Origin of the sequence: Streptomyces sp. NPDC014006, from assembly GCF_043088925.1 — a bacterium.
Lineage (GTDB): Bacteria > Actinomycetota > Actinomycetes > Streptomycetales > Streptomycetaceae > Streptomyces.
This window is the reverse complement of the sequence record NZ_JBICAJ010000009.1, coordinates 248,809-272,476: the sequence shown is the minus strand read 5'-3', so window position 1 is coordinate 272,476 and position 23,668 is coordinate 248,809. Positions and strand designations below refer to the sequence as shown.

The following is a 23,668-nucleotide window of genomic DNA, read 5'->3' as shown; positions in this document are numbered from 1 at the left end:
CGCCAGGAGGAAGCATGACCGCCACCGCCGTGGGCGCGCCGGCCGAGCGCCGTGAAGCGCGCCTGAAGGTCTCCGGCACCGCCCGCTACGCCGCCGAGCACGCCCTGCCGGGCCGGCTGTACGCCCGGCCGGTGCCGGCCACCGTCCCGCGCGGCCGGGTCACCGCCGTCGACGCCTCCGCCGCGCTCGCCCTGCCCGGCGTCGTCGCGGTGCTCAGCCACGACAACGCGCCGCGCCTGGGCAAGTCGAACGATCCGACGCTCGCCGTGCTGCAGGACGCGCGGGTGCCGCACCGCGGCTGGTGCGTGGCGCTGGTGGTGGCGGAGTCCCTGGAGGCGGCCCGTGCCGGTGCCGCCGCGGTCCGGGTGACGTACGCGGAGGAACCTCACGACGTGACGCTCACCGAGGACCATCCGGAGGCGTACGTCCCCGAGAAGGCCAACGCCGGGTATCCGGCGGTGCGGGAACACGGCGACGCGGAAGGCGCGTTCGCCTCCGCGGCCGTCCGCGTGGACGCCACCTACCGGGTGCCGCCGCTGCACAACCACCCCATGGAACCGCACGCCAGCACCGCCCACTGGGACGGCGAGCGGCTGACGGTGTACACCTCCAGCCAGGGCACGTCCGTCGTGCGGATGGTGCTCGCCGGACTGTTCGACCTGCCCGAGGAGCGGATCTCGGTCGTGGCCGAGCACGTCGGCGGCGGCTTCGGCTCCAAGGGGACGCCGCGCCCGGACGTCGTCCTCGCGGCCATGGCGTCGCGGGCGACGGGACGACCGGTCACCATGGCCTACCCGCGCCGCTTCCTGCCCAGCTCGGTCGGTCACCGCGCGCCCACCGTGCAGCGGGTGCGGCTCGCCGCCGGCGCCGACGGCCGGCTGACCGCGCTGCTGCACGAGAGCACCACGCACACCTCGCGCATCAAGGAGTTCGTGGAACAGGCGGCGGTGCCCGCTCGGGTCATGTACGACGCCCCCGGCCACCGCACCGTGCACCGCGTCGTCCGGCTCGACGTGCCCACCCCGTCCTGGATGCGGGCGCCCGGCGAGGCGCCGGGGATGTACGCGCTGGAGTCCGCGATGGACGAACTGGCCTGCGCCCTGGGCATGGACCCGGTCGAGCTGCGGGTCGTCAACGAGCCGGACAGCGAGCCGGACAGCGGCAAGCCGTTCAGCAGCCGGCACGTCGTGGAGTGTCTGCGCGAGGGCGCCCGCCGGTTCGGCTGGGCGGAGCGCGACCCGCGGCCGGGGGCGCGGCGGCAGGGGCCGCTGCTGCTCGGCACCGGGGTGGCCGCGGCGACGTACCCGGTCATGGCGCAGCCGTCGACCGCGCGGGCGCACGCCCGGCCCGACGGCACGTTCCTCGTCGAGATCAACGCCACGGACATCGGCACGGGCGCCCGGACGGTGCTGGCGCAGGTCGCCGCCGACGCCCTCGGCGTTCCGCTGGACCGGGTGCGCACCGAGGTGGGCAGCAGCGACCTGCCGTACGCCTCCCTGGCCGGCGGGTCTTCGGGCAGCGCCTCCTGGGGCTGGGCGGTGCACGAGGCGTGCGCCCGGCTGGCCGAGCGGCTCGCCGGACAGCCGGACCCCCTGCCGGCGGAGGGGCTCACCGCCGAGGCCGACACGGCCGGGGCGGCCGACGCCGACAGCCCGTACTCCCGGCACGCCTTCGGCGCGCACTTCTCCGAGGTCGCCGTGGACACCGTCACCGGTGAGGTCCGGGTGCGCAGGCTGCTGGGCGTGTACGCGGCCGGGCGGATCCTCAACGCCCGTACGGCGCGCTCGCAGTTCGTGGGCGCGATGACGATGGGCCTGGGCATGGCGCTGACGGAGGACAGCACCGTGGACCCGGCGTTCGGCGACTTCGTCCAGTCCGACCTGGCGTCCTACCACGTGCCCGTCAACGCCGACGTGCCCGACATCGAGGCGCACTGGATCGAGGAGGACGACACCCACCTCAACCCGATGGGCAGCAAGGGCATCGGCGAGATCGGCATCGTCGGCACGGCGGCGGCGATCGCCAACGCCGTCCACCACGCCACGGGCATCCGCCTGCGCGACCTCCCGCTGACGCCGGACAAGGTGCTGGAGGCGCTGACGGGCATGCGGTGAGCCAACCGTCACACCCGCGTGCCGACGGGGGGTCCTACGACGGCGACGGCCGCCACGGGGTTCTTGTGCTCCCCGTGGCGGCCGTCGCGCCGCGCGATCCCGACCTCGGCCCTACTCGGAGGAGACCCGCTCCCCCACCGCCGCCGGGCTCGCCGCCGGTTGCGGGGCCGGGCGTGCGCCCGCCGGGCGCACGCACAGCGCCGCGAGTGCCGTCAGGGCGGCGGCGAGGGCCAGCAGGCCGGTGATCCAAGGCGGTGCGGCGGTCAGCTCGAGGGAGCGCGACAGACCCGCCACGTCGATCCGGCCGACCAGCAGCCGAGCCGCCGCCAGGGCCGCCGGTACGGCCACCGCCGCGCCGAGGGCGGGCAGGGCGGGGCGCCGGCGGGTGAGCAGCAGGGCCAGCAGCAGGCACAGGGCGGACAGCCCGAAGGCCACGCCGTACACCCGGGCCGGTGCGCCGTCGCGGTGCAACGGGAACCAGGCCGCACCGCACAGGGCGAGCACGAGCGCGGCGAGACGGCCGGCCAGGACGCGAGCACGGCGGGCGGCCCGTCCTCGCGGGACGGCGAGGGCTGTTCGGCCGGGGTGGCCCCCGCCGCCGCCGATTGCTCCGCGGCGGACGGCGCCTGCGCGGCGCGCTGCTCCCGCTCGCGGGCCAGCCGCCCGACGCGTTCCGCCAGCTCCTCCACCGGGCGGGCGGTGGCGGCCGCCCGCCCGGCCTCGTCGCCGCACTGCTGCTCCGCCGGTTCGCGGTAGGGCAGTTCCATCAGCCGGGTGACCTCCGCGACCGGGCGGTGCGCGGCGGCGGCGCGGATCATCTGGTCGGCGTCCCCGGCGCGGTACGGAGGCCGGGAGAACGCCGCGACCAGCCGGCTGACGTCCTCCACGGGCCGTTCGACCCCGACGGCGCGCAGCACGTCGGCCGCCGCGCCCGCGTACTGCCCGGACTGCTGGAGGAGGGTGATCAGCTGGACGATGTCCTCCAACGGCCGCTGCGCGGCAGCGCGCGCCAGTCCACCCGCGCACACGTGTGAATACCGAGAACTCGCGGGACTCGGCGGGCCCGTCGGAACGGACGTTCGCGAGAACGGTTTCGCCGCGCGGGGCGGTAACCGGGCCCGGAAACGGGAATCCGTCAATCGAAAGCGGGGGAAGAGCAGACGCGGCGCGGCGCTCCGCGCCAAGGGGAGGACTCGTGGACACGACCACCACGCGCGCCGCCGTCCTGCCGGCCGACGTCCTCCATCCGGACGACATCGCCGCACTCCCCCGCGCACCGCGGTTCCTGCGCCGTCTCGCGCACCGCGCCGCACCGGCGAGCTGACCACCGGGAGTCCCCGGCCCGCACACCCTCTTCACCACCGCGTCACGACGGGCGACGAGACCCAACTCCGCGTCGATCACGCAGAGTAAGGAAACCATTCACCCGTTCGATTCGTATAAGTGACTGGAGGTCGCAGGAACGCGCTGACCAAGGGGCGCCGCACGGCGGCACCACGTGTTCGACGCAGTACCGACGAGGGAGAGACGATGCAACCGTTCGCGCTCAACTACGCACGTCCCGCTGCGGAGTTGGAGTTCTCCGTTCCGTACACCTACGACTCCGGGCTGCAGTTGAACGTGCTCATCGACGGCCGGATCGCCGCCCGCGACCACGCGCTGCTGAGGGAGCTGGGGACCACGACGTCGACGGCGGGCTCCAAAACCCACTTCGACGACTGAACGCGAGACCGTCGACAATGACCGTACTGATCCTCACTTGTGAAGAGGACGTGACGGCCGACATGGTGGTGGTCCACCTGAACGCCGCCGCGGTACCGGTGGTCCGGCTCGACCCGGCCGACCTCACCGAGGGCGTCGCGCTCTCCGGCGAGTACGTCCACGGGGCGTTCCGCGGCCATCTGTCGTCCGCGGGACGCCTGGTGAGCCTGCACGGCCTGCGGTCCGTGTGGGTCCGCAGACCCGGCGCCGCGGCCGCGCGGGCACCGCACGCGTCGACGTGGCTGACGGAGGAGTCCACGCAGGCGCTGTACGGCATGCTCCGCGGCAGCGGCGCGCGCTGGATGAACCACCCGGACGCGGCCCGCCGTGCCCGGCACAAGCCGTGGCAGCTGCACCTCGCCCAGCGCTGCGGGCTGCCCGTTCCGGCCACGCTGATCACGACGTTCCCGCAGGCGGCCCGGGAGTTCGCCGAACGCTATCCGGATCTGGTCGTCAAGCCGGTCTCCGGCGCGCATCCGCAGGATCCGCCGCGGGCGGTGCCGACCAGCCGGATCGCGCCGGATACCGACTTCTCGGCCGTCGCCTACGGCCCGACCCTGCTGCAGCGCCGGATCGCCAAACGGGCCGACATCCGGCTGACCGCCGTCGGGGAGCGCCTGCTGGCCGCCCGCAAGCCGGCCGATCCGCAGGCGCATCCGGACCTGGTCGACGTCCGCTTCGACGCGTCGGGCAGACCGTGGCAGCCGGTCGAGGTGCCGCCGCGGGTGGCGGAGGCGGTGCAGGGCTATCTGCGGGAGGCGGAACTGGCGTACGGCGCCTTCGACTTCGCCGAGGACGCCGACGGGACCTGGTGGTTCCTGGAGTGCAACCAGTCGGGCCAGTTCGGTTTCGTGGAGGTGGACACGGGCCAGCCGATCGCCCGCGCCATCGCCGAATGGCTGGGGCGGCCCCTCACGGACCGACGGCCCCAGCACGTCAACTGCACCGGCTGCGTCCTGCCCTGAGCCGTAGGGGCGGACCCGGCCGGTACGGGGTCACTGCGGGCGCGGTGCGGGCAGCATGGCGGTGCGCTGCCAGCCGGCGCCGGGGTGGGGGGCGGGGCGCTGGGACGGGTCGTGGTAGCCCGGAGAGCGCAGCGGGCGCAGGACCATTTCCAGCTCCCTGTTCACGCGCTCGGCCTCCCGGCGCACCTCGGTGGGTACGTCTCCGCATTCGGCGATCAGTCGGTCGTAGATGGGGGAATCCTGGAACACCCGGTGCTCTTCCTCTCGTGGGCCCGCGTGGTGGGCACGAGGGTCGAGTCTAGGCGCCCTCGCCGACGCCCGGGTGCGTTACCCCGCAGTCCCGCACACCGGCGATCGGCCGGTGTGCGGGTCGTCAGGGGTCCGTGCGGGTCACACCGCAAGGGACAGGCCGTTGTCGCCGTCCGTCTCGCTGGTCTGCGGCTGTGGCCGGTTCGCCGCCAGAAGCAGGGCGTCCGCCCTGGCGATCGCGTCGTACACGCTCGTGGTGCCCATCAGGACGCACAGGGTGTAGCTCACGTCCTCCAACTCCCGGGCCGTCGCCGGCCTCTCCCTCTCCGCCTGAGCGATCTTGAGTGATGCGTACCGCGTCAGCAGATGTCTGACGACCTTCGGGTCCGGAACAAGCACGGAGCTCCCCTCTCTCGACTTTTTGCTCCGTATGCCCCGCCCTGGCAGGATCATGCACGCTTTCCTCGCTGAATGGCAGGATTTACGGCCATGACGGGCCGTGGCGACCAAATTTGTCACGCACGGGTCGCGGAACCATCACGGCACGGGCACGTCCGCCGAATGCACCCGAACCGAGGGCGAGTCGCCAGGACCCGCTTCTTCGCCGCGCCGGAGGGAGTTGGACGGAGAGCACGGCCTCCCTGTCTACGAACGGTGTCCACCGATGAGTTGGTCCGCCGGCGCCCTGTGCGCGCTCTACGTCGTCACCAGCGCCGGCCTGGCCTGGACGGCCGTCCTGGACTTCGGCCACGGTCCCGCCCAGGCCGGGTGTCTGTTCAGCGCAGCGAGTCTGGTCCCCTTGATCGCCCTGGTGCGGGAGACGGAACGCCCCGGGTGCGGCGGCGGCGCGCCGCCCGCGCGGCCGAACGCGACGGAGGCCCTCGTCCGCGCGGAACTGGGGGCGGCCTGCTGCGAACGCTGGTGGACCAGTCTGGGCACGTCCCACGACGCGGCCTGCCGCCACCGCACCCACCGCAGCAGCGCGACCTGACGCCGGCCGCGGCGAGGGGGCCCGGCTCAGGCTTCGGCCGCCAGGGCGGCCGCCAGGCCGTTCAACCGAAGGCGGGTGGCGCCGCGCAGGTGCGGGAGGTCGTGCTGCGGCTCCGCCGACGCCGCCAGAAAGGCCGCCTGCTCGGTCCACCGCAGCCGGGTGCCGTCCGCCTCCGGGTCCAGTTCGACGGTCACGAGCGAGGACCATCGCACGACGTCGTCCACGCGGGCCGTGTAGGCGTAGACGATCCGCGAGCACGGCGTGATGTCGAGGTACCGGGACCGGTAGCCGAGTTGTTCCGGCGGTGCGCCGGGAACGGGGAAGACACTCGACGCGGCCTCACCGCCGTCCACCGCGAAGTCGTGCCGGTACGCCACCTCGCGGCCGGGCAGCTTGAACCACCGGCGCCGGAGGGGCGCATCGGAGAACGCTTCGAACACGGCGCCAGGCGGGGCGGCGAGACGGAGTGACACCGTGAAGGTGTCGTGCCGCACCCCGGCGAGCGGCGCGCCGGATCCCTCGGTGGCGGCGTCGGGCGCAGTGGCTCCCATGGTGCCCAAGTCTCCTCACGGGATGTCAGGTGGTGTCGTTTCGTTCGGACACCCGGACCGCAGGCATGGGCGCCCTTGACCGTGAGGCAGCCCCGGGCCGGCCTCCCATGTTTTACCCATCAGTACATTACTTCTTGCGCCCCGGACCCCGTCGGCCTTTGTTCCCGCCGTCCACCGTCTCCCCGGCGCGGTCGAACGCTCCGCGGCGACGATGCACCCGAGAGGGGATCGCCGACCGCGGCCGGTCCGCGCGGCACCGGGGTGGGTGGCTCCTCGGGGACGACGACGCGCGTGCAGCCGCCGCTCAGGCCGCCTGCCCGGCGTGCAGCGCCGTGTAGGCCCCGCCGCGCCGAAGGAGTTCCTCGTGGGTGCCGGTCTCCAGGATGCGGCCCTCGCCCATCACCACGATCCGGTCGGCGCCGCGGACCGTGGACAGCCGGTGCGCGACCATGAAGGTGGTGCGGCCGTGCAGCAGCCGGGCGAGCGCCTGCTGCACCAGCGCCTCGGAGCGGGTGTCGAGTGCCGAGGTCGCCTCGTCGAGGATCAGCACCTTGGGGTCGCGGATCAGCGCGCGGGCGATGGCGAGCCGCTGGCGCTGCCCGCCCGACAGGCGCGCCCCGTGCTCACCCACCAGTGTGTCCAGGCCTTGCGGGAACCGGTCGACGAACTCCAGCGCGTTGGCGTCGCGCAGCGCGGCCCGCACGGCCTCCTCGTCCGCCTCGTCCTCCATGCCGTAGGCGACGTTCTCCCGGACCGTGCCGTCGAACAGGATCGACTCCTGGGGTACGACGGACACGAACCGGCGGTAGGTGCGCAGGTCGAGCGTGGCCATGTCGGTGCCGTCCAGCAGCAGCCGCCCCGAGGTGGGCCGGATGAAGCCGATGACGAGGTTCATCACGGTCGACTTGCCCGCGCCGGACGCGCCGACGAGCGCGACGGTCTCACCGGGCGCGACGGACAGCGTGAAGTCGCGCACCACGACCCGGTCGGCGTCGTAAGCGTGGCCGACGCGCTCGAAGGTGACGGCGCCGCGCAGGGAGGTGAGTTCGGTCTTGCCCTCGTTGTCCTCCAGTTCGGGCGCCTGGAGGACCTCGCCGACGGAGCGGACGGACTCCAGGCCCTTGGTGATCACGGGTGCGAGGCCTGCCAGGGTGGTCGTGGAGTTGGTGAGGGTGGTGAGAAAGGCGCTGAGCATGACGACGTCACCGGCGCTCACGCCCCACACGCCGTGATAGGAGACGAGGGCGGCACCCGCGAGGACACACACGCCGACGACGTTGAGCACCACCCAGGAAAGCGAGCCGAAGCGGCCGTTGACGAGGTCGAGGCGCATCCCGGAGCTCAGCAGCCGGCGCAGGGTGCCGTCCATGCGGCGCAGCGCCTTGCCCTCCAGGCCGTGGGCGCGAGTGACCGGGATGAGCCGGGTCATCTCCGTGACGCGCGAGGAGAGGGTCTCCACCTCGTGCCGGAAGTTCTCGTTGTGGGTGCGCAGGCGGGCCCGCAACCGGGCGACGAGCAGGGCGGCGGCGGGGACGACCACGAGGAAGACGGGCAGAAACTCCGGTGTGCGCACGGCGATGATGACCAGTCCGCCGGTCAGCACGGTGAGGGCACCGAGGCCCAGCTCGGCGGTCTGCTGGACCATCTGCTCGACCGTCTCGACATCGCGCACCACCTTGGCCTGCAGCACGCCCGCGCTGACCCGGGAGTGGTAGCCGATGGAGAGCTGCTGCATGCGCGTGCACAGCGCCGAGCGCAGTGTGGTGCCCGTGCGCCGCACACTGCCGTAGAGGAGACGGACGTACAGCAGGTGCAGCGGGTAGTTGACGACCAGGATGAACATGATGATCCCGGTCGAGGTCCAGATCCGGTCCACCGGCCCGTGCTGGACGACGGTGTCGATGATGGACGCGGTGATCAGCGGCAGCAGCCATATGGGGCTGTGCTTGACGGTGAAGACGACGACCGCTGCGGCGAGGCGACGGCGGTCGGCGCGAAAGAGGTAGGCGAGCGTGCGGATCGGGTGTTCGTCCCGGTAGCGGTGGTCGAGCGGTCTTTCCAGCGACGACGCCATCGGCGGTGGCCTTCCCAGGTGCGGAGTCAGGAGTAAGCGGTTTCTCCTCGCTGGGGTCCACGACTACACCAGGCGCGGCCGCCTCACACGCGCTGTCCGCTGTCCGAGACGTGCGATCCCCACTCGCCGAGCGCGCGGGCCAGTTCGGTGGTGGCGCGCGAGATCTCCGCGTCACCCTCGGCCATCAGATGGCGCAGCACACCGCGCCGGTCGCGCACGGCCTGACGGGCGGCCCGCTCCCAGGTCACGTGGTTCTCGCGGTGGTTGAGGAGCTTGGGGTAGGCGGCGGCGGTGCTCTCCCACTGCCGGGCGTCCGCGATGCTCTTGAGCAGCTGGATGACCCGCGCCCGGCAGGAGACGTGAGGCAGCTGGGCCAGTTCCCACAGGAACGGGACGGTGACGGCGGTGGCCTGTTCCACCACGAAGCCGTACTGGCAGATGCGTTTCCGCACATCCTCCAGCGCGGCACGGGCCGTCGCGGGGTCTCCCCAGGCGATCTTGTTCAGCAGCAGCGGGATCGCCGCGGCGGAGCCGGTGGAGTCCTTGATCTCCGCCCAGGGCACCTGCCCGAGGCCGGCGAGCGGCGCCTGCAGGGTCGCTGCCGCGGCGGGAGCGGCGCTCTCCGTGCGCGATGTGCTCTGCTGTCCGGTCGGAGCGGTGCGCATGACGTGGGGCCTTTCCACGGCGGTCGGGTCAGCTCGCAGGGGCCGGTCGGCCCGGGAGGCCGGACGGTTCGCCGGCCGAGTGCCTCACGTGCCCGCACACCCCGGCGGCGCCCGATGACCGTGGCGCTGTCGGCGCAGGTGAGAGCACGTCTTCTCCCTGAAATGACGTCAGGACCGGGCATCGTCCCGAGGGTTGACGCCACGGCTATTATCCACGCTGACGGCGCTCGCGTGCAATTGCACGAGAAATTGCGCGACACTGCGTCGACGGGTCGGTCACGGCAAGGAGACTGCGATGCCACCAGTACGCAACGGAGTGCGAGCGAGTTCGCTGGACGCCCGGTGGATGAAGAGCCGGTACAGCAACGCCGAGGGGAACTGCGTGGAAGTCGCACCCCTGACCGAGGGCGGCATCGCGCTGCGCAACTCCCGTGACCCGGACGGCCCCGCGCTGATCTACACGGCCTCGGAGATGGCGGCGTTCCTGGCGGGCGCGAAGGACGGCGAGTTCGACCACTTGGTCTGACGCGGCCCCGGGGCCCGTTCGGCCGACCCGGGCTCGGACCCAACTCCCCCGGATCGGTCGGATGATGGGCCGTATCGGGAACGAGTACGATATTCTGGCCGCCAGGTCTGCCGGTCAACGGGGAGTAAAGGATGTCCGCTCAGTCGCATCGCCTCTCCCGGCTGGAATCGTATCTGGACCGGTCGGAGCCCGCGCCGACTTTGCTGAAGATGCTGGTCGGCGTCCAGCTGGCAGGTTTCCGCGAGGACGCCGGGTACTCCCAGGACCAGGCCGCCAAGGAACTCGGTTTCAGCGGCGCCAAGCTGTCCCGCATCGAGTCCGGCAAGAGCCGCCGCCCTCCGGCCGAGAACGATGTGCGCGACCTGCTGACGCTGTACGGCACCGACGACTACCAGGCTTCGGTGCTGCTGAGGCTGTTGCGGCGGGCCGGTGAGCCCGGCTGGTGGCAGCGCTACGACAAGCGGCTGATGCCGGAGTGGTTCGAGCGGCTGGTGGGGCTCCAGGAGGCGGCGGCCACCATCCGCACCTTCGAGATCCAGTACGTGCCCGGCCTGCTGCAGACTCCGGCCTACACGCAGGCCGTCGTCAAGCGTGGCCTGCCGAACGCGCCGGCGGGCGAGGTGCAGCGCCGCGTGGAGCTGCGGATGCGCCGGGCCCGGCTGCTGCTGCGTGAGGACGCGCCGCAGCTGTGGGCGGTCGTCGACGAATCGGTCCTGCTGCGCGTGCTGGGCGGCAAGGACGTCATGCGCGAGCAGCTCGAGCACCTCATCGAGATGGCGGAACGCCCGAACGTGACCGTCCAGGTCGTGCCGCTGGACGTGACGAACGCGTCGGCGCCCGCGATCCCGATCACCTACCTGCGCTTCGACGGTCTCGATCTGCCGGACGTGGTCTACCTGGAGCACATCCGCAGCGCGAACTTCCTCGAGGACCGCGACGAGACCGAGGAATACCGCTTCGCCCTGGACCGCCTCGCGGATGAGGCCCTCAAGCCACGCGAGACGATCGAGCTGCTGCGCGAGACGGTGAAGAGCCGCTACACCTAAGACCAGGCCCTGTCGTTCGGATCAGGCCGGCTGTGAGGTGCGGTACCTCTGGGCCGACCCGAGCGGGGCTCGGTGCGTGCAGATGCAAGGGGTCAGACGATCCGGCCCACTCCGCCGAACTCGATCCACTCGTGGCTGAGCTGGCGCGGCGCGACCTCGGTGTCCGGGCGCCAGGTGGAGACCTCCACCAGGCCTGGCTCCAGGATCTCCAGCCCCTCGAAGAGTTCGGCGACGTCCTTCTCCTGGCGCACGCGGCCCCAGCGGCCCTGCGTCGCCTGGTCCATGAAGTCGGTGACGAAGGCGCGCACCTCGGGATCCTCGCTGACCAGCTGGCACATCACCAGGTAGCTGCCGGGCACGAGGCGCCGCGCGACCCGGCGGGCCACCGCGAGCGGCCCGTCGGTGTCGCTGTCGGGGATGCAGTGGAAGACGGAGTTGAACAGCACGGCGACGGGCTGGGAGAAGTCGATCAGGCGCCGCGTGTCGGGGTGGTCGAAGATCTTGTCCGTGTCGCGCAGGTCGGCGTGGATGACGGTGGTGCGCTCGTCCTGCTCCAGCAGCGCCCGGCCGTGCACCAGCACCATGGGGTCGTTGTCGACATAGACGACGTGCGCGGTGGGATCGAGACGCTGGGCGACCTGGTGGACGTTTTCCTGGGTGGGCAGACCTGAACCGTGGTCCAGGAACTGCCGGATGCCGTGCTCCCCTGCGAGGGTCCGCACGACGCGCTGCAGGAAGTGGCGGTTGTTCAGGGCGAGCCGGCGGGTGCTGGGGACGACCTTGTCGAGCTGCTCGCACGCCGCACGGTCGGCGGCGTAGTTGTCCCTGCCGCCCAGGTAGTGGTCGTACATGCGCGCGGCCGTCGGCACGGTGGCGTCGATCTCCGTGGACAGCTCCCCGTCACGCCGCATTGCGCCCCCAACTCCCGTAACCGGCATCGGAACCGGCAGCACAGAGAGTACAGGCTCGGGGCCCGGCGTTGGCCCGTTCGGGTACACGCATCCCGAACCTTCGCCGGTGGTGGCCGGGCCCCGAGCGGCCTCCTCAGGAGTGGCGCCCCCTCAGATGCTCCTCCACGCCCGGCGCCCGGTGCGCCTCCTCCACGGCCACCAGACCGCCCCACCGCCTTCGCGTCCGGCCTGAGCACGTAGAGGAGGCCAGGCTCGCGGGACGGTTGACGCCGGAGAAGTCCTGGGGAGTGCCGAGGCCGGCGTCGGCGTTCTTCCGCGCGCGGTGGGCCTTGACGACGTCCTCACGAGCGAGGCTGCCCGCCGCGCACGCCTTCTACAGGTCGGCGCCGAGCAGCTCGGCGGCGTTGCAGCCGGACAGCACGCCGGAGTCGACGGGCGATCCGGGATGCTTCTTCTGGTACGCCGTCACCATCCGCCGTACGCCGGGCAGGGGGGAGCTGACCGCGGGCGCGGCGCTGACCACGTGGAGCATCGCGGCCAGGGCCGGCGCGGCCGGGGTCTTCATCAGCTGGGGCGCGAATCCGGGAGCGCTGCTGACGACGGGGACGCGCAGGCCGCGGGAGGCGGCGACACCGGCCAGGGAGGCGGTCTGGGTGGGCCCGGCACTGATCAGGATCGCCTTCACGCCCTCCTTGCGCAGCGCGGAGACCTGTGCGGACAGGCCCGTGTCGGTCGCCTTGATCTTCTGCCCCGCGATCTTCAACCCGCCTTGGGTTGTCGGCGACCGTGCCCTCGGTGGTGACGATGTTCTGGAAGGTGCGGGCCACACCAAGCCGGGCGATGCGGTGCGGGGCGAGCCGGGTCAGGTCGGTGTCGCCGAGGTGGACGGTGCCGGCGGTGGGGTGCCCCCGCCGAAGCCGGTGACGGAGAGCCGCGAGACGGTCGTCCCGGAGACGGCGTACGGCCCGCGGAGCGCCTCGATGCTCGCCGCGGTCGGCGCCGGGCCGCGCTCATAGGGGTTGCCCGCCCCGTGGGCCGCGGTGCTGGTGCGCGGGTGCTGCACGACGAGTGGTCCTCTCGGTCGTGGCGAACGCCCGCCCGGACGAGGGCACGGCTGGGGTGCCGCGACCGCCTGCGGGCGCCGCCGTGGGGCTGGCGGTGTCACTGTCGGCGGGGGGCTGCCGCGCGCGGACCGGCAAAGTCACCGGTCTTGTCGCCGTGTTGCCGGAGATATCAGAGGGACATACCGTCTGCTTTACGCATATCCAACCGCGTATCGTCACGGATTCTTCACCGGCTTCGAACGCATCATCGGCTCGGCCCGGAGCACCCGTGAAGACATTCCCGAGGGCCTAGGGGGCTGTCGTGGTCTGGGTCGCCGTTCTGCTGCTGCCGTTGCTGTCCGTTCTGCTGCTGATCATGGATCGTATGGAGGACCGCTTGTTCACCGCCTTGCCGGTCAGGCACCGGCACGCGGCGCGCCGACGCCATCTGCGTCTGGTGCGCGGCGGGCGGGCGGGTTCCCCGCGCAAACACGCGGCGGACGCCGCGGCGTCCGACCCGGCCGGGCCCGCCGAGCGCCCGGCGGCGTGAGCTGGTCCGTTCGGTCCATTCGGTCCGGGGTGTCCGCGGACCCGGCGGTGTGCCACGCTCGTGCGCGACCTCGCCGGAGGACCGTGAAGACGACCCTGTGAAGGAGTGGCATGCGCATCGGACTGCTCGGCACCGGACCCTGGGCACGCTTGGTGCACGCCCCCGCGCTCGCCGCACACGAGGCCGTGGACCTGGTGGGCGTCTGGGGCCGCCGGCCCGAGGCGGCCAAGGAACTGGCCGGAAGCCACGGCACCCGGGCCTACGACGACGTGGACGACCTGCTCGCCGACGTGGACGCCGTCGCCGTCGCGCTGGCGCCCGACGTACAGGCCGGACTCGCGGCGCGGGCCGCCCGGGCGGGCCGGCACCTGCTCCTCGACAAGCCGCTGGCCACCTCGGTCACCGGCGGGCGCGCCGTGGCCGACGCGGTGCGGGACGCCCAGGTCGCCTCGATCATCTTCTTCACCACCCGGTTCCAGCCGGAGTCCGAGGCGTGGATCACCGAACAGGCGGACCAGGGTGGCTGGTTCACCGCGCGGGCGCAGTGGCTGGGCGCGGCGTTCGCCGAGGGCAGCCCCTACGCGGCCTCCCCCTGGCGCCGGGAGCGCGGCGCGCTGTGGGACGTCGGCCCGCACGCGCTGTCCGTCCTCCTGCCGGTGCTGGGTGACGTCGAGCAGGTGGCCGCCGCGGCACACGGGCCCGAGGACACCGTGCACCTGGTGCTGCGGCATGCCGGCGGAGCCTCCAGCGCGCTGGACCTGAGCCTGACCGCACCGCCCGCGGCCGCCGGCGCCGTGGTGGAACTGCGCGGCGAGTCGGGCGTGACGCGGCTCCCGGAGCGGAGCCAGGGGGCGCAGCAGTCGTACGCCCGGGCCGTCGAGGCCCTGCTGGCAGCCGCCCGGGACGGCAGCCCCCACCCGTGCGATGCCGCCTTCGGCCTGCGGGTCACGGCGATCCTCGCCGAGGCCGAGGACCTGCTGCGGGGCTGATCGACGACCCTCTAGGCTCTCGGCTCCGCGGGACCACTGCCCGCCGGAGCGTCGGCCCGGTCGTCGGCGAGGGGCTCGTCGCTCCAGCGGAACCAGGCACGGTCGTCCTCGATGTGCAGCAGGAACTCGGCGACCGGGCCGTCCGGGGCGTGCAGGGTCACCGTGCGGGAGATGTCGTCCCAGACCCGCTCCCACGCGTCCCAGTCCTCGTCGTCGGCCAGCGCCAGCTCCCGCTCGAACAAGGCGCGCACCGAACCGAAGGCCGGACCGGCGGCGAACCGCCCGCGCAGCCAGGGGAAGTCGGCCTCCTCGACGACGACCTCTCCGATCGCGCCCGTCGCACCGGTCAGTCGCCACACCTGGCCCTGGTAACCCATGACGCCTCTCCCCCCTCGCCTGCGATCGCCCGTGGATCATGCCGTGTGCCCCAGCATCGCACCCGGCACTGACAGCGCCGCTCGGCCCGACCCGGGGTGCGGGAGGTGGAGGGTCGTAGGAGCGTGGGGGTGTGGCGAGGCTGCGTGGTGCGGTGGCGGGCCGGGAGCAGGACCGGCGGGGCTGGCTGCGCGGTGCGCCGCCGCCTCCGTGGGTGCGCGTGCTGCCCGTGCTGCTGATCGCCGGTGTGTGCGCGGCCTCCCTTGTCACTCCCGAGGCCCAGGACATCGGCTTCCTGCTCGGCGCCATCCCGCCGCTGGCCGTGATGTCGTACGGGCCGATCGCCACCGCCGTACTGGGAGGCGCGGCCCTCGCCGTGCTCAACATCCCCGTCTTCCATCTGAACCGCCCCGGCAACACCGACCTGCTCACCCTGTCCTTCGTCGCGGCGCTGAGCATCTTCGTGTCCTTCGTGCGCAGCCGCCGCGACGCCCAGCTGGACCTGGAGCGCACCGTCGCCGAGGCCGCGCAGCGCGCCGTCGTGCCGCCGGTGCCGGAGCGCGTCGGGCCGGTGCGCTGCACGGGGCTGTACCGGGCGGCGGAGCGCGGCACGCTGGTCGGCGGCGACTTCTTCGACGTCCGCAGCGGGCCGTACGGCGTGCGGGCGGTCCTCGGCGATGTGCAGGGGCACGGCCTGTCGGCCGTCGCGACGGTGGCCTCCGTGCTGGGCGCCTTCCGGGAGGCGGTGCTCGACGAGCCGGACGTGGAGTCGGTCGCCGCGCGCCTGGACCGGCGGCTGGTGGTGGACTCGGCGCGCACCGAGCACGCGGAGTTGTTCGCGACGGCCGTGCTGCTGGAGTTCGGTGCGGACACGCGCGCGGTGCGCGTCGTGTCCTGCGGTCATCCGGCGCCCCTCCTGCTGCGCGGCGGCACGGTCACCGAGGTGCCGGTGAAGCCGTGGACGCCGCTCGGCCTGGGGCTGGCCGACACGCTTCCTCAGGCCGGTGCGGCGGTGCCCTTGCTGCCCGGCGACCGGCTGCTGCTGGCCTCGGACGGGGTGCTGGAGGCGCGCGACGAGGCCGGTGAGTTCTATCCGCTCGAGGAGCGGCTGGCGGGTTTCGCCGAGGCGGGCCCGGACACGCTGCCGGGCCTGGTCTGGGCCGACCTCGTGCGGTTCTGCCCCGAGATCCGCGACGACGTCACGATGCTCGCCCTCGCGCCGATGCCGCCGGACGCCCGCTGACGCCGTCCGCCTGTCCGGCCGACTCACCCTCGGCGTCGATGTGCGGCAAGATCCGGTCCAGCCAGCGGGGTGTCCACCAGGCGTGCTTGCCGAGCAGGGTCATCACCGCTGGCACCATCAGCAGCCGCACCACGGTGGCGTCGATGAGCACGCTGACGGCGAGGCCCAGGCCGAGCATCTTCACCACGATGTTGTCGCTGAGGATGAACGCGGCGAACACGCTCACCATGATCAGTGCCGCGCAGGTGATCACCCGCGCGGTGATCTCCAGGGCGTGCGCGACCGACGCTTTCGCGTCCCCGGTGTGCAGCCAGGCCTCGTGGACGCGGGAGAGCAGGAAGATCTCGTAGTCCATGCTCAGTCCGAAGATGATCGCGAACATCATCATCGGCACATAGCTCTCGATGGGCACCTTGCCCGAGACGCCGAGCGCCGGCCCGCCCCAGCCCCACTGGAAGACGGCGACGACCACGCCGTAGGAGGCGGCGATGGACAGCACGTTGAGCACGGCGGCCTTGACGGCGACGAGCAGTCCGCGGAAGACGGCGAGGATGATCAGGAAGGCGAGGGCGACGACCACGCCGATGATCAGCGGCAGCCGGCTGGAGACGATGTCGCGGAAGTCGACCTGGGCGGCGGTGGTGCCGGTGACGTAGCCCTTGGCGTGGGTGCCGGCGACCGCGTCGGGCAGGGTCGTGTCCACCAGCCGGTTGGTGAGGTCGGTGGTGCCGGCGTTCTGCGGGCTGTACTTGGAGTAGACGGTGCCGATCAGGACGTCGCCGTCCGTGGTGGGGGTCAGCGGGGTGACGGTGGCGGCGCCGGCCACGGCGTTCAGGGTCTTCTGCGCCTGGGAGGACAGGGCCGAACGCTGGTCGGCGGGTACGCCGCTCTGGTCGATGACGACGGTGAGCGGGCCGTTGGAGCCGGGGCCGAAGGCGTTGGTCATCAGGTCGTAGGCGCGCCGGTCGGTGAAGGAGGTCGGGTCGGCGCCGTCGCCGATGTGGCCGAGCTGGAGGGAGAAGACCGGAATGGCGAGGACGACGACGGTCACCACGCCCGCGGCCAGGTAGTACCAGGGTCTGTGCGCCACGCGCTGGGCGTAGCGGTGCCAGGTGCCGTGCGGCACCGACCCCGGGGCGGCATCGGTCTCGGCGACCGGCCGGCGCACCCGGTAGCGGTCGATGCGTTTCCCGATCAGCCCGAGCAGCGCCGGGACGAGGGTGAGCGCACCGAGCACGGCGGTGACGACCGTGACGGCGGCGGCGAGTCCCAGCTTGCCGATGAAGGAGACGCCGGACGCGTACAGGCCGGCCAGGGCGATGATCACGGTCGTGCCGGAGACCAGGACGGCGCGTCCGCTCGTCGTGGCGGCCCCGCCCGCGGCTCGCACGGGATCAGCGCCGTCCATGAGATGTTGCCGGTGACGGGTGGTCAGGAACAGGGCGTAGTCGATGCCGACGCCCAGTCCGATCATCGTGGCCAGGGTCGGGGAGACGGTGGCGAAGGTGAACGCGGCGGCGAGCAGGCCCAGGCAGGCCAGGCCGCCGATGACGCTGATCAGCGCGGTGATCAGGGGCAGACCCGCGGCGATGACGCTGCCGAAGCCGACCAGCAGCACCACGATGGCCACGGCGAAGCCGATCAGCTCGCTGACCCGGTCGTCCGCTGCGGGCCGGGCGAGTTCGCCGAGCGGTCCGCCGTACTCGACCTGCGCGCCGGCCGAACGCAGCGGCTGGACGGCGGAGTTCACGCCTTTCAGGTAGTCGTCGCCGAGCGTGGAGGGCTGCACGTCGAAGCGGATGGTGATGTACCCGGTCTTTGCGTCACTCGACAGCGGGCCGACACCGCCCTGCGGCGGCTTGCCTTTTGTGGAGCCCGGGGCGGTGAGCGGATTCTGCGCGCTGAGGACGTGTGGCAGTTTCTGCAGGTCGCCGACCGTCGTGGACATCTGTGAGCCGAGCGCCGTCAGGGACTTGCTGCCGTCGTGCAGGACGATCTGGCTGCCGTAGCCGCCGGCCGCCGGGTCGTGCTCCTTGAGAACGGTCAGGCCCTGCGAGGACTGCACGCCGGGCAGGGAGAAGTTGTCGGAGTACTCGCCGCCGAAGCTGCGGTTGAGCACCTGGAGCGCCGCCAGGGCGACGAGCCAGGCCACGATGACGACGACGAAGTGCCGGGCGCACCACTCTCCCAGCCCGCGCAGTCCCCCCGCGGCCGACGCGCCGCCTGGCGCGGCGCGTCGGTGTCCCCCAGTGCGTTCCCGGGTGCGTGCCATGGGCGCCCTTCCTGGCGTATGCCGGGTGGGGTGCTCGACCCTCTCCCGTCCGACCTTTCCCATTAGACGTCGGGCGCCACAGCGCGGCATCCCGGGCGATCGGCGCGGGGAGGGTTACGACGGGCGGCACCGCGGTACTCCGGCGGCACAGAAACGGCTGCGGCCCGCCTGCCCGCGCCGTCCGGATGCAGGGTGCGCCGGATGGATGAATGGTGAGAGTGGACTCGTTGCGCGCACCGGGTCGTCGCAGCCGTCCGGACCGGAGGGAGCACTGCCATGCCGACACCACAGCCCGAGGCGTCCAAGCCGTCCGAGGACCGGGCCACTCCCGACAGCCTGCTGCACGCCCGCACCGGTACCGACGTCTCCGCGGAGGACGTCGTGCTGGCCGCGGGCCGTGACATCACTCCGCGCAATCTGGAGTGGGCCAAGCGCAAGCTGGACCGGGAGGGGCCCGCCGCGCTGGACAAGCTGCTGCCCTGACGGGCCGGACGCTTCGAGCCGGGACCGTGCCGTGGGGCGGTCTCCTCGCCGTCGAGGAGACCGCCCCACGTCGTGCCCCGTGGGAAGAGGTATCGGTCAGCTCTCCGTCACGTCGTCGTCGACGATGTGCATCGCGGCCTCCTCCGCGCCGGCCGCGCCCGCGTCGATGCCCTTGTCCACGGCGACGGCGTCCTTCTCGGTGTCGGGCCGCACACCCTCGTCGGGTGCGACAAGACGCCCGGCGCGGTCCGCTCCGGCCTCCGGGTCGACGGGTTCGCCCTCGCCGCCGGGAAGGTCGCCGATGGCGTCGCCGGCGGGCGGTTGCACGTCCGGCTGCTCCTGGGCGAGCCGCTGGTCGAGACTCTCCCCGTCGTGCTGCTCGGCGGCGGTGGTGCCGTGCTTGGTGACGCCGAGCGGCTTCTCCGGGGGCGAATAGCCCTCGTCCAGGGTGTCGTCATAGGTGCGTTCGCCGACGGCGTCCTGCATGTCCAGGGGCGCGGCGTCCTCCTGCTCCTCGTTGCTTCCGGTGGGCTGGTAGGCGTCGTCGGCCATCGGTTCGGGGCGGGTGCCCATGCTGCCTCCCTCGGGTGCCGTGTCGCCTCGTGATGTGCGTGTGGCGTGTTTGCGTCTGCCTGTTCCGCGTTTCCCGTTCGGCCGGGTCCAACCCCCTTGGCCGGTGGCCCGCCTGCGCCTTCGGGGGCGTCCTGGCGCGCCGAGGGCTGCCGCTATCATCACTCGCACACTCCGCGTGACCGTCCGTCCACGCACCGGCGTACGGTCCCGCCGGCTGCGCGGTCACCGCGCCCCCGGGGCCTCCCCACGGGGCCGCGGCGGCACCCCCCACCCCCCACGTCGCCGGCGCCGGTCCACCCGCGCGCCGGCACGAGCGAAAGCAGCGACCATGAGCAACAGCGGCGGCAGAGGGCTGCAGGCCGGTGCCCTGGGCATGACGGACACCGTGGTGATGGCGGTCGCCGGCAGCGCACCGGCGTACTCGCTGGCCGCGACGACGGCGGTCCTGGTCGGCGCGGTGGGGCTGGCGGCCCCGGCCGCTCTGCTCTACTGCGCGATACCGATGATCGGCATCGCGCTGGCGTTCAGCCGGCTCGGCCGCCTCGACGCGAACGCGGGCGCCGGCTACTCGTGGGTGGGCCGGACGCTGCATCCCTTTCTCGGGTTCCTGAGCGGCTGGGCCCTGGTGGTGTCGGCGACCCTGTTCATGGTGGCCGGTTCGCTGCCCGCCGGATCGCTGACGCTCGCCCTGTTCGACCCGGGCCTCGCGGACGACACCGCGCTGTCCACGCTGGTCGGCGCGGGCTGGTTCCTGCTGATGCTGGGCGTGGTGCTCGGCGGCGCCCGCCTCACCGCGCGGGCCCAACTGCTCATGTCCGGTGTGGAGCTGGCGATCCTGGTGCTGTTCGCGGTACTGGCGCTGGGCCACGTCGGCCACGCCCGGTCCTTCGACTGGTCGTGGTTCGGACTCGGCCACTTCGACGGCGTGTCCGGGTTCGCCTCCGGGACCTTGGTGGCCGCGTTCTCCTACTGGGGCTGGGACGTCACCAGCAACCTCAGTGAGGAGACCCGCAACAGCCGCCGTACGGCCGGTCCGGCGGGGCTGATCGGTGTGGGTGTGGTGTTCGTCCTGTTCGAGGTGTTCACCGTCCTGGTGAACACGCTCCTCACGCCGGAGCGGATCGCCGCGCACGGCGCCGACGTGCCGGCCGCGCTGGGTGAGGTGATCTGGCCCGGCTGGGGCGGGAAGTTGCTGACGGTCGCGGTGATGCTCTCCACGATCGCGACGCTGGAGACGACGCTGATCCAGGTCACGCGGTCGCTGTTCGCGATGGGCCGGGACCGCACCATGCCGGCGGCGCTGGGCTGGGTGCACCGCACCTGGAACACGCCGTGGGTGGCGATCGCCGTGGTGGGCGCGGTGGCGCTGGTCCTGTTCGTCGCGTCCACGGCCCTCGGCACGGTGGGTGAGATCCTCGCCGACGCGATCCGCGCCATCGGCCTGCAGATCGCCGTGTACTACGGTCTCGTCGGCGTGGCGGTCGTCGTCGCCTACCGCAGGACGCTGCTGTCGTCGCCGGGTGCCTTCCTGCTGAACGGGCTGTGGCCGCTGCTCGGCTCGGCGTTCATGTTCTGGGTCTTCGCCGAGTCGCTGGCCGAGCTGAGCGGCGCGGCGGTCGGGATCGGGCTGGGCGGGCTTGCGGCCGGTCTGGTGCCGATGCTCTGGTACTGGCGGCGGGGCAGCGAGTACTACCGGCCGGCGAGGCTCGACGCCTCGCGCACGGTGGAGACGGACTACGTCCCGGCCGCCGGCCCGGCCCTGGCGCCGGGCGGTTTCGAGGGCCTCCCCACCGACTTCTGAGGGGGAGGCAGGACGATGACGCGGGAGCGTTTCACGCCCGACTTCGACCCCGACTGCGGCGACGCCGCCCTGACCTCCGCACGCCAGGACGTCGTCATCGGCCGCTGGCAGGGGCTGCGCGCGCTGCTGCGGGCCACGGGCCCCGACTGGGCGGTGCGCGGACACCGGGTACGGCTGCTGGCGCAGGCCTGCGCGGACCGTTCGACGGTGGAGACCTGGCTGGCCGCCGAGCCGCGCAGCGCCGACGCACTGGTGCTGCGGGCCGCGACGGAGACGACGCGGGCCTTCAAGGTGGCCATCGCCGCCGGGCGGGGCGTGCCGATCGAGCAGCGGCGCATCGACTCGGCGGTGTCGGCCTGCCACGCGGCGGCGGAGGCCTGCCCGCAGGACCCGACACCATGGGTGTCACTCGTCTCGGTGGCCCGGCTGTACCCGTCCGGGGTACGGCGGCGAGAGCTGGCCCGCTGGTGGGACGAACTGCACCGGCGCGACCCGTACAGCGTCGAGGGGCACCTTCAGGTGCTGCACTACTACTCCGCGCGCTGGCACGGCACCCACGGCGTGATGTACGACTTCGCCCGTGACGCCGCCGGGGCGGCGCCGCCGGGTTGCGCACTGCCGGTGCTGGTGCAGTACGCGCGCGTGGAGGAGTACCGCTACGCCCTGGACGCGGCCCGGGGCCGGACGGCCGCCGTCGCCTCCGGTGAGCACTGGAGCCACCCCGGCGCGGTCGCCGACGTGCGGCGCAGCTGGCAGCGCTGGATCGCCGAGCGCGGGAGCACCCCCGTGACACCGGCCGAGCTGCGGGATGTGCACCATCTCGCCCACGCGGCGTGCCTCGCCGGGTGCGCGGACATCGGCGCCGCGTTGCTGCGGCTGGTGGGCCGGCGCGCGACCCGAACGCCATGGTCGTGCACCGGGGACCCTTCCCGTCAGATCACCCGGTGGCGTCGAGAGCTGGGGGTGGAGGGTTAGGGCGTGTCGTGTGGATCATCGCGGCGTGTCGGTGGGCGCCAGGTAGATCCGCAGCGTGCTCAAGCGGTACGGCCGCCAGGTGCGCGCGTAGTCGGCGGGTGCGCCACCCGGGGGCGTGAGGTGGGCGGTCGGGACGTGGTGCGCGGTGCGGGTGATGCCGGCCGCGGTGGCGTTCGCGTTGGGTCCTGAGGTGGCGGCGGAGGCACAGCCGGCGTAGTAGGCGATCGGCAGGGCCTCATGGCCGGTGACCAGGCAGGGCGGGTGCACCCCCAGCCGGTGCAGCTCGGCGGCGGTACGGGCCCACGCCCGGTGCTGCGCGGTGGTGCGGCGCACGGTGTGGCCCAGGACGGCGTACTGCACCGCGAGGTGCCCGGCGAGCGCGAGCACCGCGGCCACCGTGAGCAGCGGGCGCGGACGCCCTCGGGGGCCGGTCAGCAGGGACAGCAGGGCGTCTGCGACGGGCAGGGACAGCAGGGCGTACGCCGGGAGGAGGAACCGGGGGGCGGCGTAGGCGATGAGGAACAGGTACGGCACTGCGGCGGTGACCGCGCAGGCCAGCGGAAGCAGCGTGGGCAGCGTGCGCCCGGCCCGGACGGCGACGGCCAGGCCGGCGGCGGCGAGCAGCGGCAGGGCGCACCACCACAGGGTCACCGCCGGGTGCGGAGCCGGTACGTCGCAGGGGCGGCACAGGGTGCGTCCGTCCAGGCTGCGCAGCTGGTCGTCGACGGCGAGGTGCAGGCCGAGGCCACCCTGGAGGCGGGAGCCGTCGGCGAGACGGCGCAGCAGGCCCCCGTAGTCGGCGTACGCCTCGATCACCCACTGCGCCGCACCGGCCGCGAGGCCCGCCACCAAGGCGAGAAGCGGTCGCCACCGCCGCCTCGTGACCCCGAGGACGAGCAGCGGGGCGGTGGCCCAGACGGCGTCGGTGGGCCGCATCAGCGCCATGAGCGCGGCCGCAGCCGCGACGCCGCCCAGGGCCCACCGGTCGGCCGGGTTCCGCCACCCGCGCAGGAAGCAGCCGGCGCAGGCCAGCGCACCGACGGCGACCCAGTAGTTGGGCATGGCCTGCGGGGCGTAGAAGAGCGTGACCCACAGGCCGCCGAACAGTGACGCGGCGGTGGCGAGCACGCGGACGGGGAACAGGCCCCGCCAGGCGCGCAGCGCCAGGTAAAGGGCACTGCCCGCGAGGACGGCGAGGTAGCCGCGCAGCAGCGACGTGGACGACGACCAGGACGCGACGGGCGCCACGAGCAGGCTGACACCACGCGCGCGTGGCGCGCTGAAGTACGACGCGGGGGCGTGGGCGGAGACCTGGCTGACGTACACGGTCTCGTCCCAGCCGAGGCCCATCGACGGGTGGACGAGCAGCAGCTGGGCGAGCGTGAACAGACCGGCCACGACGGCGAGCGGGCCGTCCGTCCCGGCCGGCGCGGGCGGGGCCGAGGAGGCGACGGGACGCCGGGCGGGCCGGGTGCGGTGCGCGCTGTCGGCCATCGCCGGCCCTTCCCTGT

Annotated in this window: 25 protein-coding genes and 3 pseudogenes; 14 read left to right on the top strand and 14 right to left on the bottom strand. The window is 73.0% G+C overall.

Annotation, left to right across the window (positions count from 1 at the left end; genetic code table 11):
• Positions 1-14: 14 nt before the first annotated feature.
• Positions 15-2,114, top strand: a complete 2,100-nt coding sequence (locus ACF1GV_RS29260) for a xanthine dehydrogenase family protein molybdopterin-binding subunit (protein WP_391686227.1) — start codon at positions 15-17, stop codon at positions 2,112-2,114.
• A 111-nt stretch (positions 2,115-2,225) separates the two neighbouring features.
• Here ACF1GV_RS29260 and ACF1GV_RS29255 read toward each other — a convergent pair whose 3' ends face one another.
• The gene (locus tag ACF1GV_RS29255) at positions 2,226-2,618 is read right to left on the bottom strand and encodes a hypothetical protein (protein ID WP_391686225.1); all 393 of its coding nucleotides are present in this window, start codon (positions 2,616-2,618) and stop codon (positions 2,226-2,228) included.
• A 101-nt stretch (positions 2,619-2,719) separates the two neighbouring features.
• Between ACF1GV_RS29255 and ACF1GV_RS29250 the strand changes: the two genes are divergently transcribed.
• The 4 genes from ACF1GV_RS29250 to tgmB all read left to right on the top strand — a co-directional run bounded on the left by ACF1GV_RS29250 (position 2,720) and on the right by tgmB (position 4,840).
• The gene (locus tag ACF1GV_RS29250) at positions 2,720-3,148 is read left to right on the top strand and encodes a hypothetical protein (RefSeq protein ID WP_391686223.1); all 429 of its coding nucleotides are present in this window, start codon (positions 2,720-2,722) and stop codon (positions 3,146-3,148) included.
• 161 nt (positions 3,149-3,309) lie between these two features.
• Positions 3,310-3,438 carry a hypothetical protein gene (locus tag ACF1GV_RS29245; RefSeq protein WP_391686221.1) on the top strand — a complete coding sequence of 43 codons (129 nt, stop codon included), beginning with the start codon at positions 3,310-3,312 and terminating at the stop codon, positions 3,436-3,438.
• A 206-nt stretch (positions 3,439-3,644) separates the two neighbouring features.
• Positions 3,645-3,836, top strand: a complete 192-nt coding sequence (tgmA, locus tag ACF1GV_RS29240) for a putative ATP-grasp-modified RiPP (RefSeq protein ID WP_363268208.1) — start codon at positions 3,645-3,647, stop codon at positions 3,834-3,836.
• A 17-nt stretch (positions 3,837-3,853) separates the two neighbouring features.
• Positions 3,854-4,840, top strand: coding sequence for an ATP-grasp ribosomal peptide maturase (gene tgmB / locus ACF1GV_RS29235; RefSeq protein WP_391686219.1), 987 nt, complete (start codon positions 3,854-3,856; stop codon positions 4,838-4,840).
• A gap of 30 nt (positions 4,841-4,870) precedes the next feature.
• On the opposite strand, the gene ACF1GV_RS29230 is transcribed toward tgmB, so the two are convergent.
• Together ACF1GV_RS29230 and ACF1GV_RS29225 are read right to left on the bottom strand one after the other, a co-directional pair.
• Complete coding sequence (locus ACF1GV_RS29230) at positions 4,871-5,089, bottom strand: hypothetical protein (protein WP_391686217.1); 219 nt, start codon at positions 5,087-5,089, stop codon at positions 4,871-4,873.
• A 141-nt stretch (positions 5,090-5,230) separates the two neighbouring features.
• Complete coding sequence (locus tag ACF1GV_RS29225; protein WP_391686215.1) at positions 5,231-5,488, bottom strand: DUF5133 domain-containing protein; 258 nt, start codon at positions 5,486-5,488, stop codon at positions 5,231-5,233.
• A gap of 265 nt (positions 5,489-5,753) precedes the next feature.
• On the opposite strand from ACF1GV_RS29225, the gene ACF1GV_RS29220 reads away from it, so the two are divergent.
• The gene (locus ACF1GV_RS29220; protein ID WP_391686213.1) at positions 5,754-6,080 is read left to right on the top strand and encodes a hypothetical protein; all 327 of its coding nucleotides are present in this window, start codon (positions 5,754-5,756) and stop codon (positions 6,078-6,080) included.
• A 26-nt stretch (positions 6,081-6,106) separates the two neighbouring features.
• On the opposite strand, the gene ACF1GV_RS29215 is transcribed toward ACF1GV_RS29220, so the two are convergent.
• The 3 genes from ACF1GV_RS29215 to ACF1GV_RS29205 all read right to left on the bottom strand — a co-directional run bounded on the left by ACF1GV_RS29215 (position 6,107) and on the right by ACF1GV_RS29205 (position 9,370).
• A complete protein-coding gene (locus ACF1GV_RS29215) occupies positions 6,107-6,631 on the bottom strand; it encodes an SRPBCC domain-containing protein (protein ID WP_391686211.1) in 525 nt (174 codons plus the stop codon).
• 304 nt (positions 6,632-6,935) lie between these two features.
• The gene (locus ACF1GV_RS29210; protein ID WP_391686209.1) at positions 6,936-8,705 is read right to left on the bottom strand and encodes an ABC transporter ATP-binding protein; all 1,770 of its coding nucleotides are present in this window, start codon (positions 8,703-8,705) and stop codon (positions 6,936-6,938) included.
• Between the two features lie 83 nt (positions 8,706-8,788).
• Positions 8,789-9,370 (bottom strand): hypothetical protein, encoded by a 582-nt coding sequence (locus ACF1GV_RS29205; protein ID WP_391686207.1) that lies wholly within the window; start codon positions 9,368-9,370, stop codon positions 8,789-8,791.
• Positions 9,371-9,665: 295 nt separating this feature from the next.
• On the opposite strand from ACF1GV_RS29205, the gene ACF1GV_RS29200 reads away from it, so the two are divergent.
• Positions 9,666-9,896 carry a DUF397 domain-containing protein gene (locus ACF1GV_RS29200; RefSeq protein ID WP_391686205.1) on the top strand — a complete coding sequence of 77 codons (231 nt, stop codon included), beginning with the start codon at positions 9,666-9,668 and terminating at the stop codon, positions 9,894-9,896.
• 131 nt (positions 9,897-10,027) lie between these two features.
• Complete coding sequence (locus ACF1GV_RS29195) at positions 10,028-10,942, top strand: helix-turn-helix domain-containing protein (protein WP_391686203.1); 915 nt, start codon at positions 10,028-10,030, stop codon at positions 10,940-10,942.
• A 92-nt stretch (positions 10,943-11,034) separates the two neighbouring features.
• Here the strand turns inward: ACF1GV_RS29195 and ACF1GV_RS29190 are convergent, their stop codons facing one another.
• From ACF1GV_RS29190 to ACF1GV_RS29175, 4 genes and pseudogenes are all read right to left on the bottom strand, one after another.
• Positions 11,035-11,853 carry an SAM-dependent methyltransferase gene (locus ACF1GV_RS29190; protein ID WP_391686201.1) on the bottom strand — a complete coding sequence of 273 codons (819 nt, stop codon included), beginning with the start codon at positions 11,851-11,853 and terminating at the stop codon, positions 11,035-11,037.
• Between the two features lie 133 nt (positions 11,854-11,986).
• A pseudogene (locus ACF1GV_RS29185) lies at positions 11,987-12,625 on the bottom strand (ABC transporter substrate-binding protein); the annotation flags it as partial.
• 1 nt (position 12,626) lies between these two features.
• Positions 12,627-12,755, bottom strand: a pseudogene (locus ACF1GV_RS29180) (ABC transporter ATP-binding protein); the annotation flags it as partial.
• A pseudogene (locus tag ACF1GV_RS29175) lies at positions 12,755-12,916 on the bottom strand (alpha/beta hydrolase); the annotation flags it as partial. The pseudogenes ACF1GV_RS29180 and ACF1GV_RS29175, both read right to left, overlap by 1 nt.
• A gap of 302 nt (positions 12,917-13,218) precedes the next feature.
• On the opposite strand from ACF1GV_RS29175, the gene ACF1GV_RS29170 reads away from it, so the two are divergent.
• A complete protein-coding gene (locus tag ACF1GV_RS29170) occupies positions 13,219-13,446 on the top strand; it encodes a hypothetical protein (protein ID WP_391686199.1) in 228 nt (75 codons plus the stop codon).
• 110 nt (positions 13,447-13,556) lie between these two features.
• On the top strand, positions 13,557-14,435 hold the full coding sequence (locus ACF1GV_RS29165; RefSeq protein ID WP_391686197.1) for a Gfo/Idh/MocA family protein: 879 nt from the start codon (positions 13,557-13,559) through the stop codon (positions 14,433-14,435).
• An 11-nt stretch (positions 14,436-14,446) separates the two neighbouring features.
• Here the strand turns inward: ACF1GV_RS29165 and ACF1GV_RS29160 are convergent, their stop codons facing one another.
• Positions 14,447-14,812 (bottom strand): hypothetical protein, encoded by a 366-nt coding sequence (locus tag ACF1GV_RS29160; protein ID WP_391686195.1) that lies wholly within the window; start codon positions 14,810-14,812, stop codon positions 14,447-14,449.
• A gap of 131 nt (positions 14,813-14,943) precedes the next feature.
• On the opposite strand from ACF1GV_RS29160, the gene ACF1GV_RS29155 reads away from it, so the two are divergent.
• Positions 14,944-16,053: a PP2C family protein-serine/threonine phosphatase gene (locus tag ACF1GV_RS29155; RefSeq protein ID WP_391686193.1), complete on the top strand. Its 1,110-nt coding sequence runs from the start codon at positions 14,944-14,946 to the stop codon at positions 16,051-16,053.
• Here ACF1GV_RS29155 and ACF1GV_RS29150 read toward each other — a convergent pair.
• On the bottom strand, positions 16,010-18,325 hold the full coding sequence (locus ACF1GV_RS29150) for an MMPL family transporter (protein WP_391686191.1): 2,316 nt from the start codon (positions 18,323-18,325) through the stop codon (positions 16,010-16,012). The two genes, ACF1GV_RS29155 and ACF1GV_RS29150, sit on opposite strands and share 44 nt — an antisense overlap.
• 276 nt (positions 18,326-18,601) lie before the next feature.
• Here ACF1GV_RS29150 and ACF1GV_RS29145 point away from each other — a divergent pair, with 276 nt between their 5' ends.
• Entirely contained in the window at positions 18,602-18,808 is a 207-nt protein-coding gene (locus ACF1GV_RS29145) for a hypothetical protein (protein WP_363268192.1), read from the top strand.
• Positions 18,809-18,904: 96 nt separating this feature from the next.
• On the opposite strand, the gene ACF1GV_RS29140 is transcribed toward ACF1GV_RS29145, so the two are convergent.
• Positions 18,905-19,381 carry a DUF5709 domain-containing protein gene (locus ACF1GV_RS29140; protein WP_391686189.1) on the bottom strand — a complete coding sequence of 159 codons (477 nt, stop codon included), beginning with the start codon at positions 19,379-19,381 and terminating at the stop codon, positions 18,905-18,907.
• A 328-nt stretch (positions 19,382-19,709) separates the two neighbouring features.
• Between ACF1GV_RS29140 and ACF1GV_RS29135 the strand changes: the two genes are divergently transcribed.
• Both ACF1GV_RS29135 and ACF1GV_RS29130 read left to right on the top strand, forming a co-directional pair.
• On the top strand, positions 19,710-21,182 hold the full coding sequence (locus ACF1GV_RS29135) for an APC family permease (protein ID WP_391686187.1): 1,473 nt from the start codon (positions 19,710-19,712) through the stop codon (positions 21,180-21,182).
• Between the two features lie 15 nt (positions 21,183-21,197).
• Positions 21,198-22,157 carry a hypothetical protein gene (locus tag ACF1GV_RS29130; RefSeq protein WP_391686185.1) on the top strand — a complete coding sequence of 320 codons (960 nt, stop codon included), beginning with the start codon at positions 21,198-21,200 and terminating at the stop codon, positions 22,155-22,157.
• A 15-nt stretch (positions 22,158-22,172) separates the two neighbouring features.
• Here ACF1GV_RS29130 and ACF1GV_RS29125 read toward each other — a convergent pair whose 3' ends face one another.
• A complete protein-coding gene (locus tag ACF1GV_RS29125) occupies positions 22,173-23,651 on the bottom strand; it encodes a hypothetical protein (RefSeq protein WP_391686183.1) in 1,479 nt (492 codons plus the stop codon).
• Between the last annotated feature and the right edge of the window lie 17 nt (positions 23,652-23,668).

Excerpts from the sequence above, each read along its gene's own strand:
- ACF1GV_RS29260 (WP_391686227.1), top strand. The coding sequence starts at position 15 with ATGACCGCCACCGCCGTGGGCGCGCCGGCCGAGCGCCGTGAAGCGCGC.
- tgmA (WP_363268208.1), top strand. The coding sequence starts at position 3,645 with ATGCAACCGTTCGCGCTCAACTACGCACGTCCCGCTGCGGAGTTGGAG.
- tgmB (WP_391686219.1), top strand. The coding sequence starts at position 3,854 with ATGACCGTACTGATCCTCACTTGTGAAGAGGACGTGACGGCCGACATG.
- ACF1GV_RS29220 (WP_391686213.1), top strand. The coding sequence starts at position 5,754 with ATGAGTTGGTCCGCCGGCGCCCTGTGCGCGCTCTACGTCGTCACCAGC.
- ACF1GV_RS29215 (WP_391686211.1), bottom strand. The coding sequence starts at position 6,631 with ATGGGAGCCACTGCGCCCGACGCCGCCACCGAGGGATCCGGCGCGCCG.
- ACF1GV_RS29210 (WP_391686209.1), bottom strand. The coding sequence starts at position 8,705 with ATGGCGTCGTCGCTGGAAAGACCGCTCGACCACCGCTACCGGGACGAA.
- ACF1GV_RS29205 (WP_391686207.1), bottom strand. The coding sequence starts at position 9,370 with ATGCGCACCGCTCCGACCGGACAGCAGAGCACATCGCGCACGGAGAGC.
- ACF1GV_RS29200 (WP_391686205.1), top strand. The coding sequence starts at position 9,666 with ATGCCACCAGTACGCAACGGAGTGCGAGCGAGTTCGCTGGACGCCCGG.
- ACF1GV_RS29195 (WP_391686203.1), top strand. The coding sequence starts at position 10,028 with ATGTCCGCTCAGTCGCATCGCCTCTCCCGGCTGGAATCGTATCTGGAC.
- ACF1GV_RS29190 (WP_391686201.1), bottom strand. The coding sequence starts at position 11,853 with ATGCGGCGTGACGGGGAGCTGTCCACGGAGATCGACGCCACCGTGCCG.
- ACF1GV_RS29165 (WP_391686197.1), top strand. The coding sequence starts at position 13,557 with ATGCGCATCGGACTGCTCGGCACCGGACCCTGGGCACGCTTGGTGCAC.
- ACF1GV_RS29160 (WP_391686195.1), bottom strand. The coding sequence starts at position 14,812 with ATGGGTTACCAGGGCCAGGTGTGGCGACTGACCGGTGCGACGGGCGCG.
- ACF1GV_RS29150 (WP_391686191.1), bottom strand. The coding sequence starts at position 18,325 with ATGGCACGCACCCGGGAACGCACTGGGGGACACCGACGCGCCGCGCCA.
- ACF1GV_RS29145 (WP_363268192.1), top strand. The coding sequence starts at position 18,602 with ATGCCGACACCACAGCCCGAGGCGTCCAAGCCGTCCGAGGACCGGGCC.
- ACF1GV_RS29140 (WP_391686189.1), bottom strand. The coding sequence starts at position 19,381 with ATGGGCACCCGCCCCGAACCGATGGCCGACGACGCCTACCAGCCCACC.
- ACF1GV_RS29135 (WP_391686187.1), top strand. The coding sequence starts at position 19,710 with ATGAGCAACAGCGGCGGCAGAGGGCTGCAGGCCGGTGCCCTGGGCATG.
- ACF1GV_RS29130 (WP_391686185.1), top strand. The coding sequence starts at position 21,198 with ATGACGCGGGAGCGTTTCACGCCCGACTTCGACCCCGACTGCGGCGAC.
- ACF1GV_RS29125 (WP_391686183.1), bottom strand. The coding sequence starts at position 23,651 with ATGGCCGACAGCGCGCACCGCACCCGGCCCGCCCGGCGTCCCGTCGCC.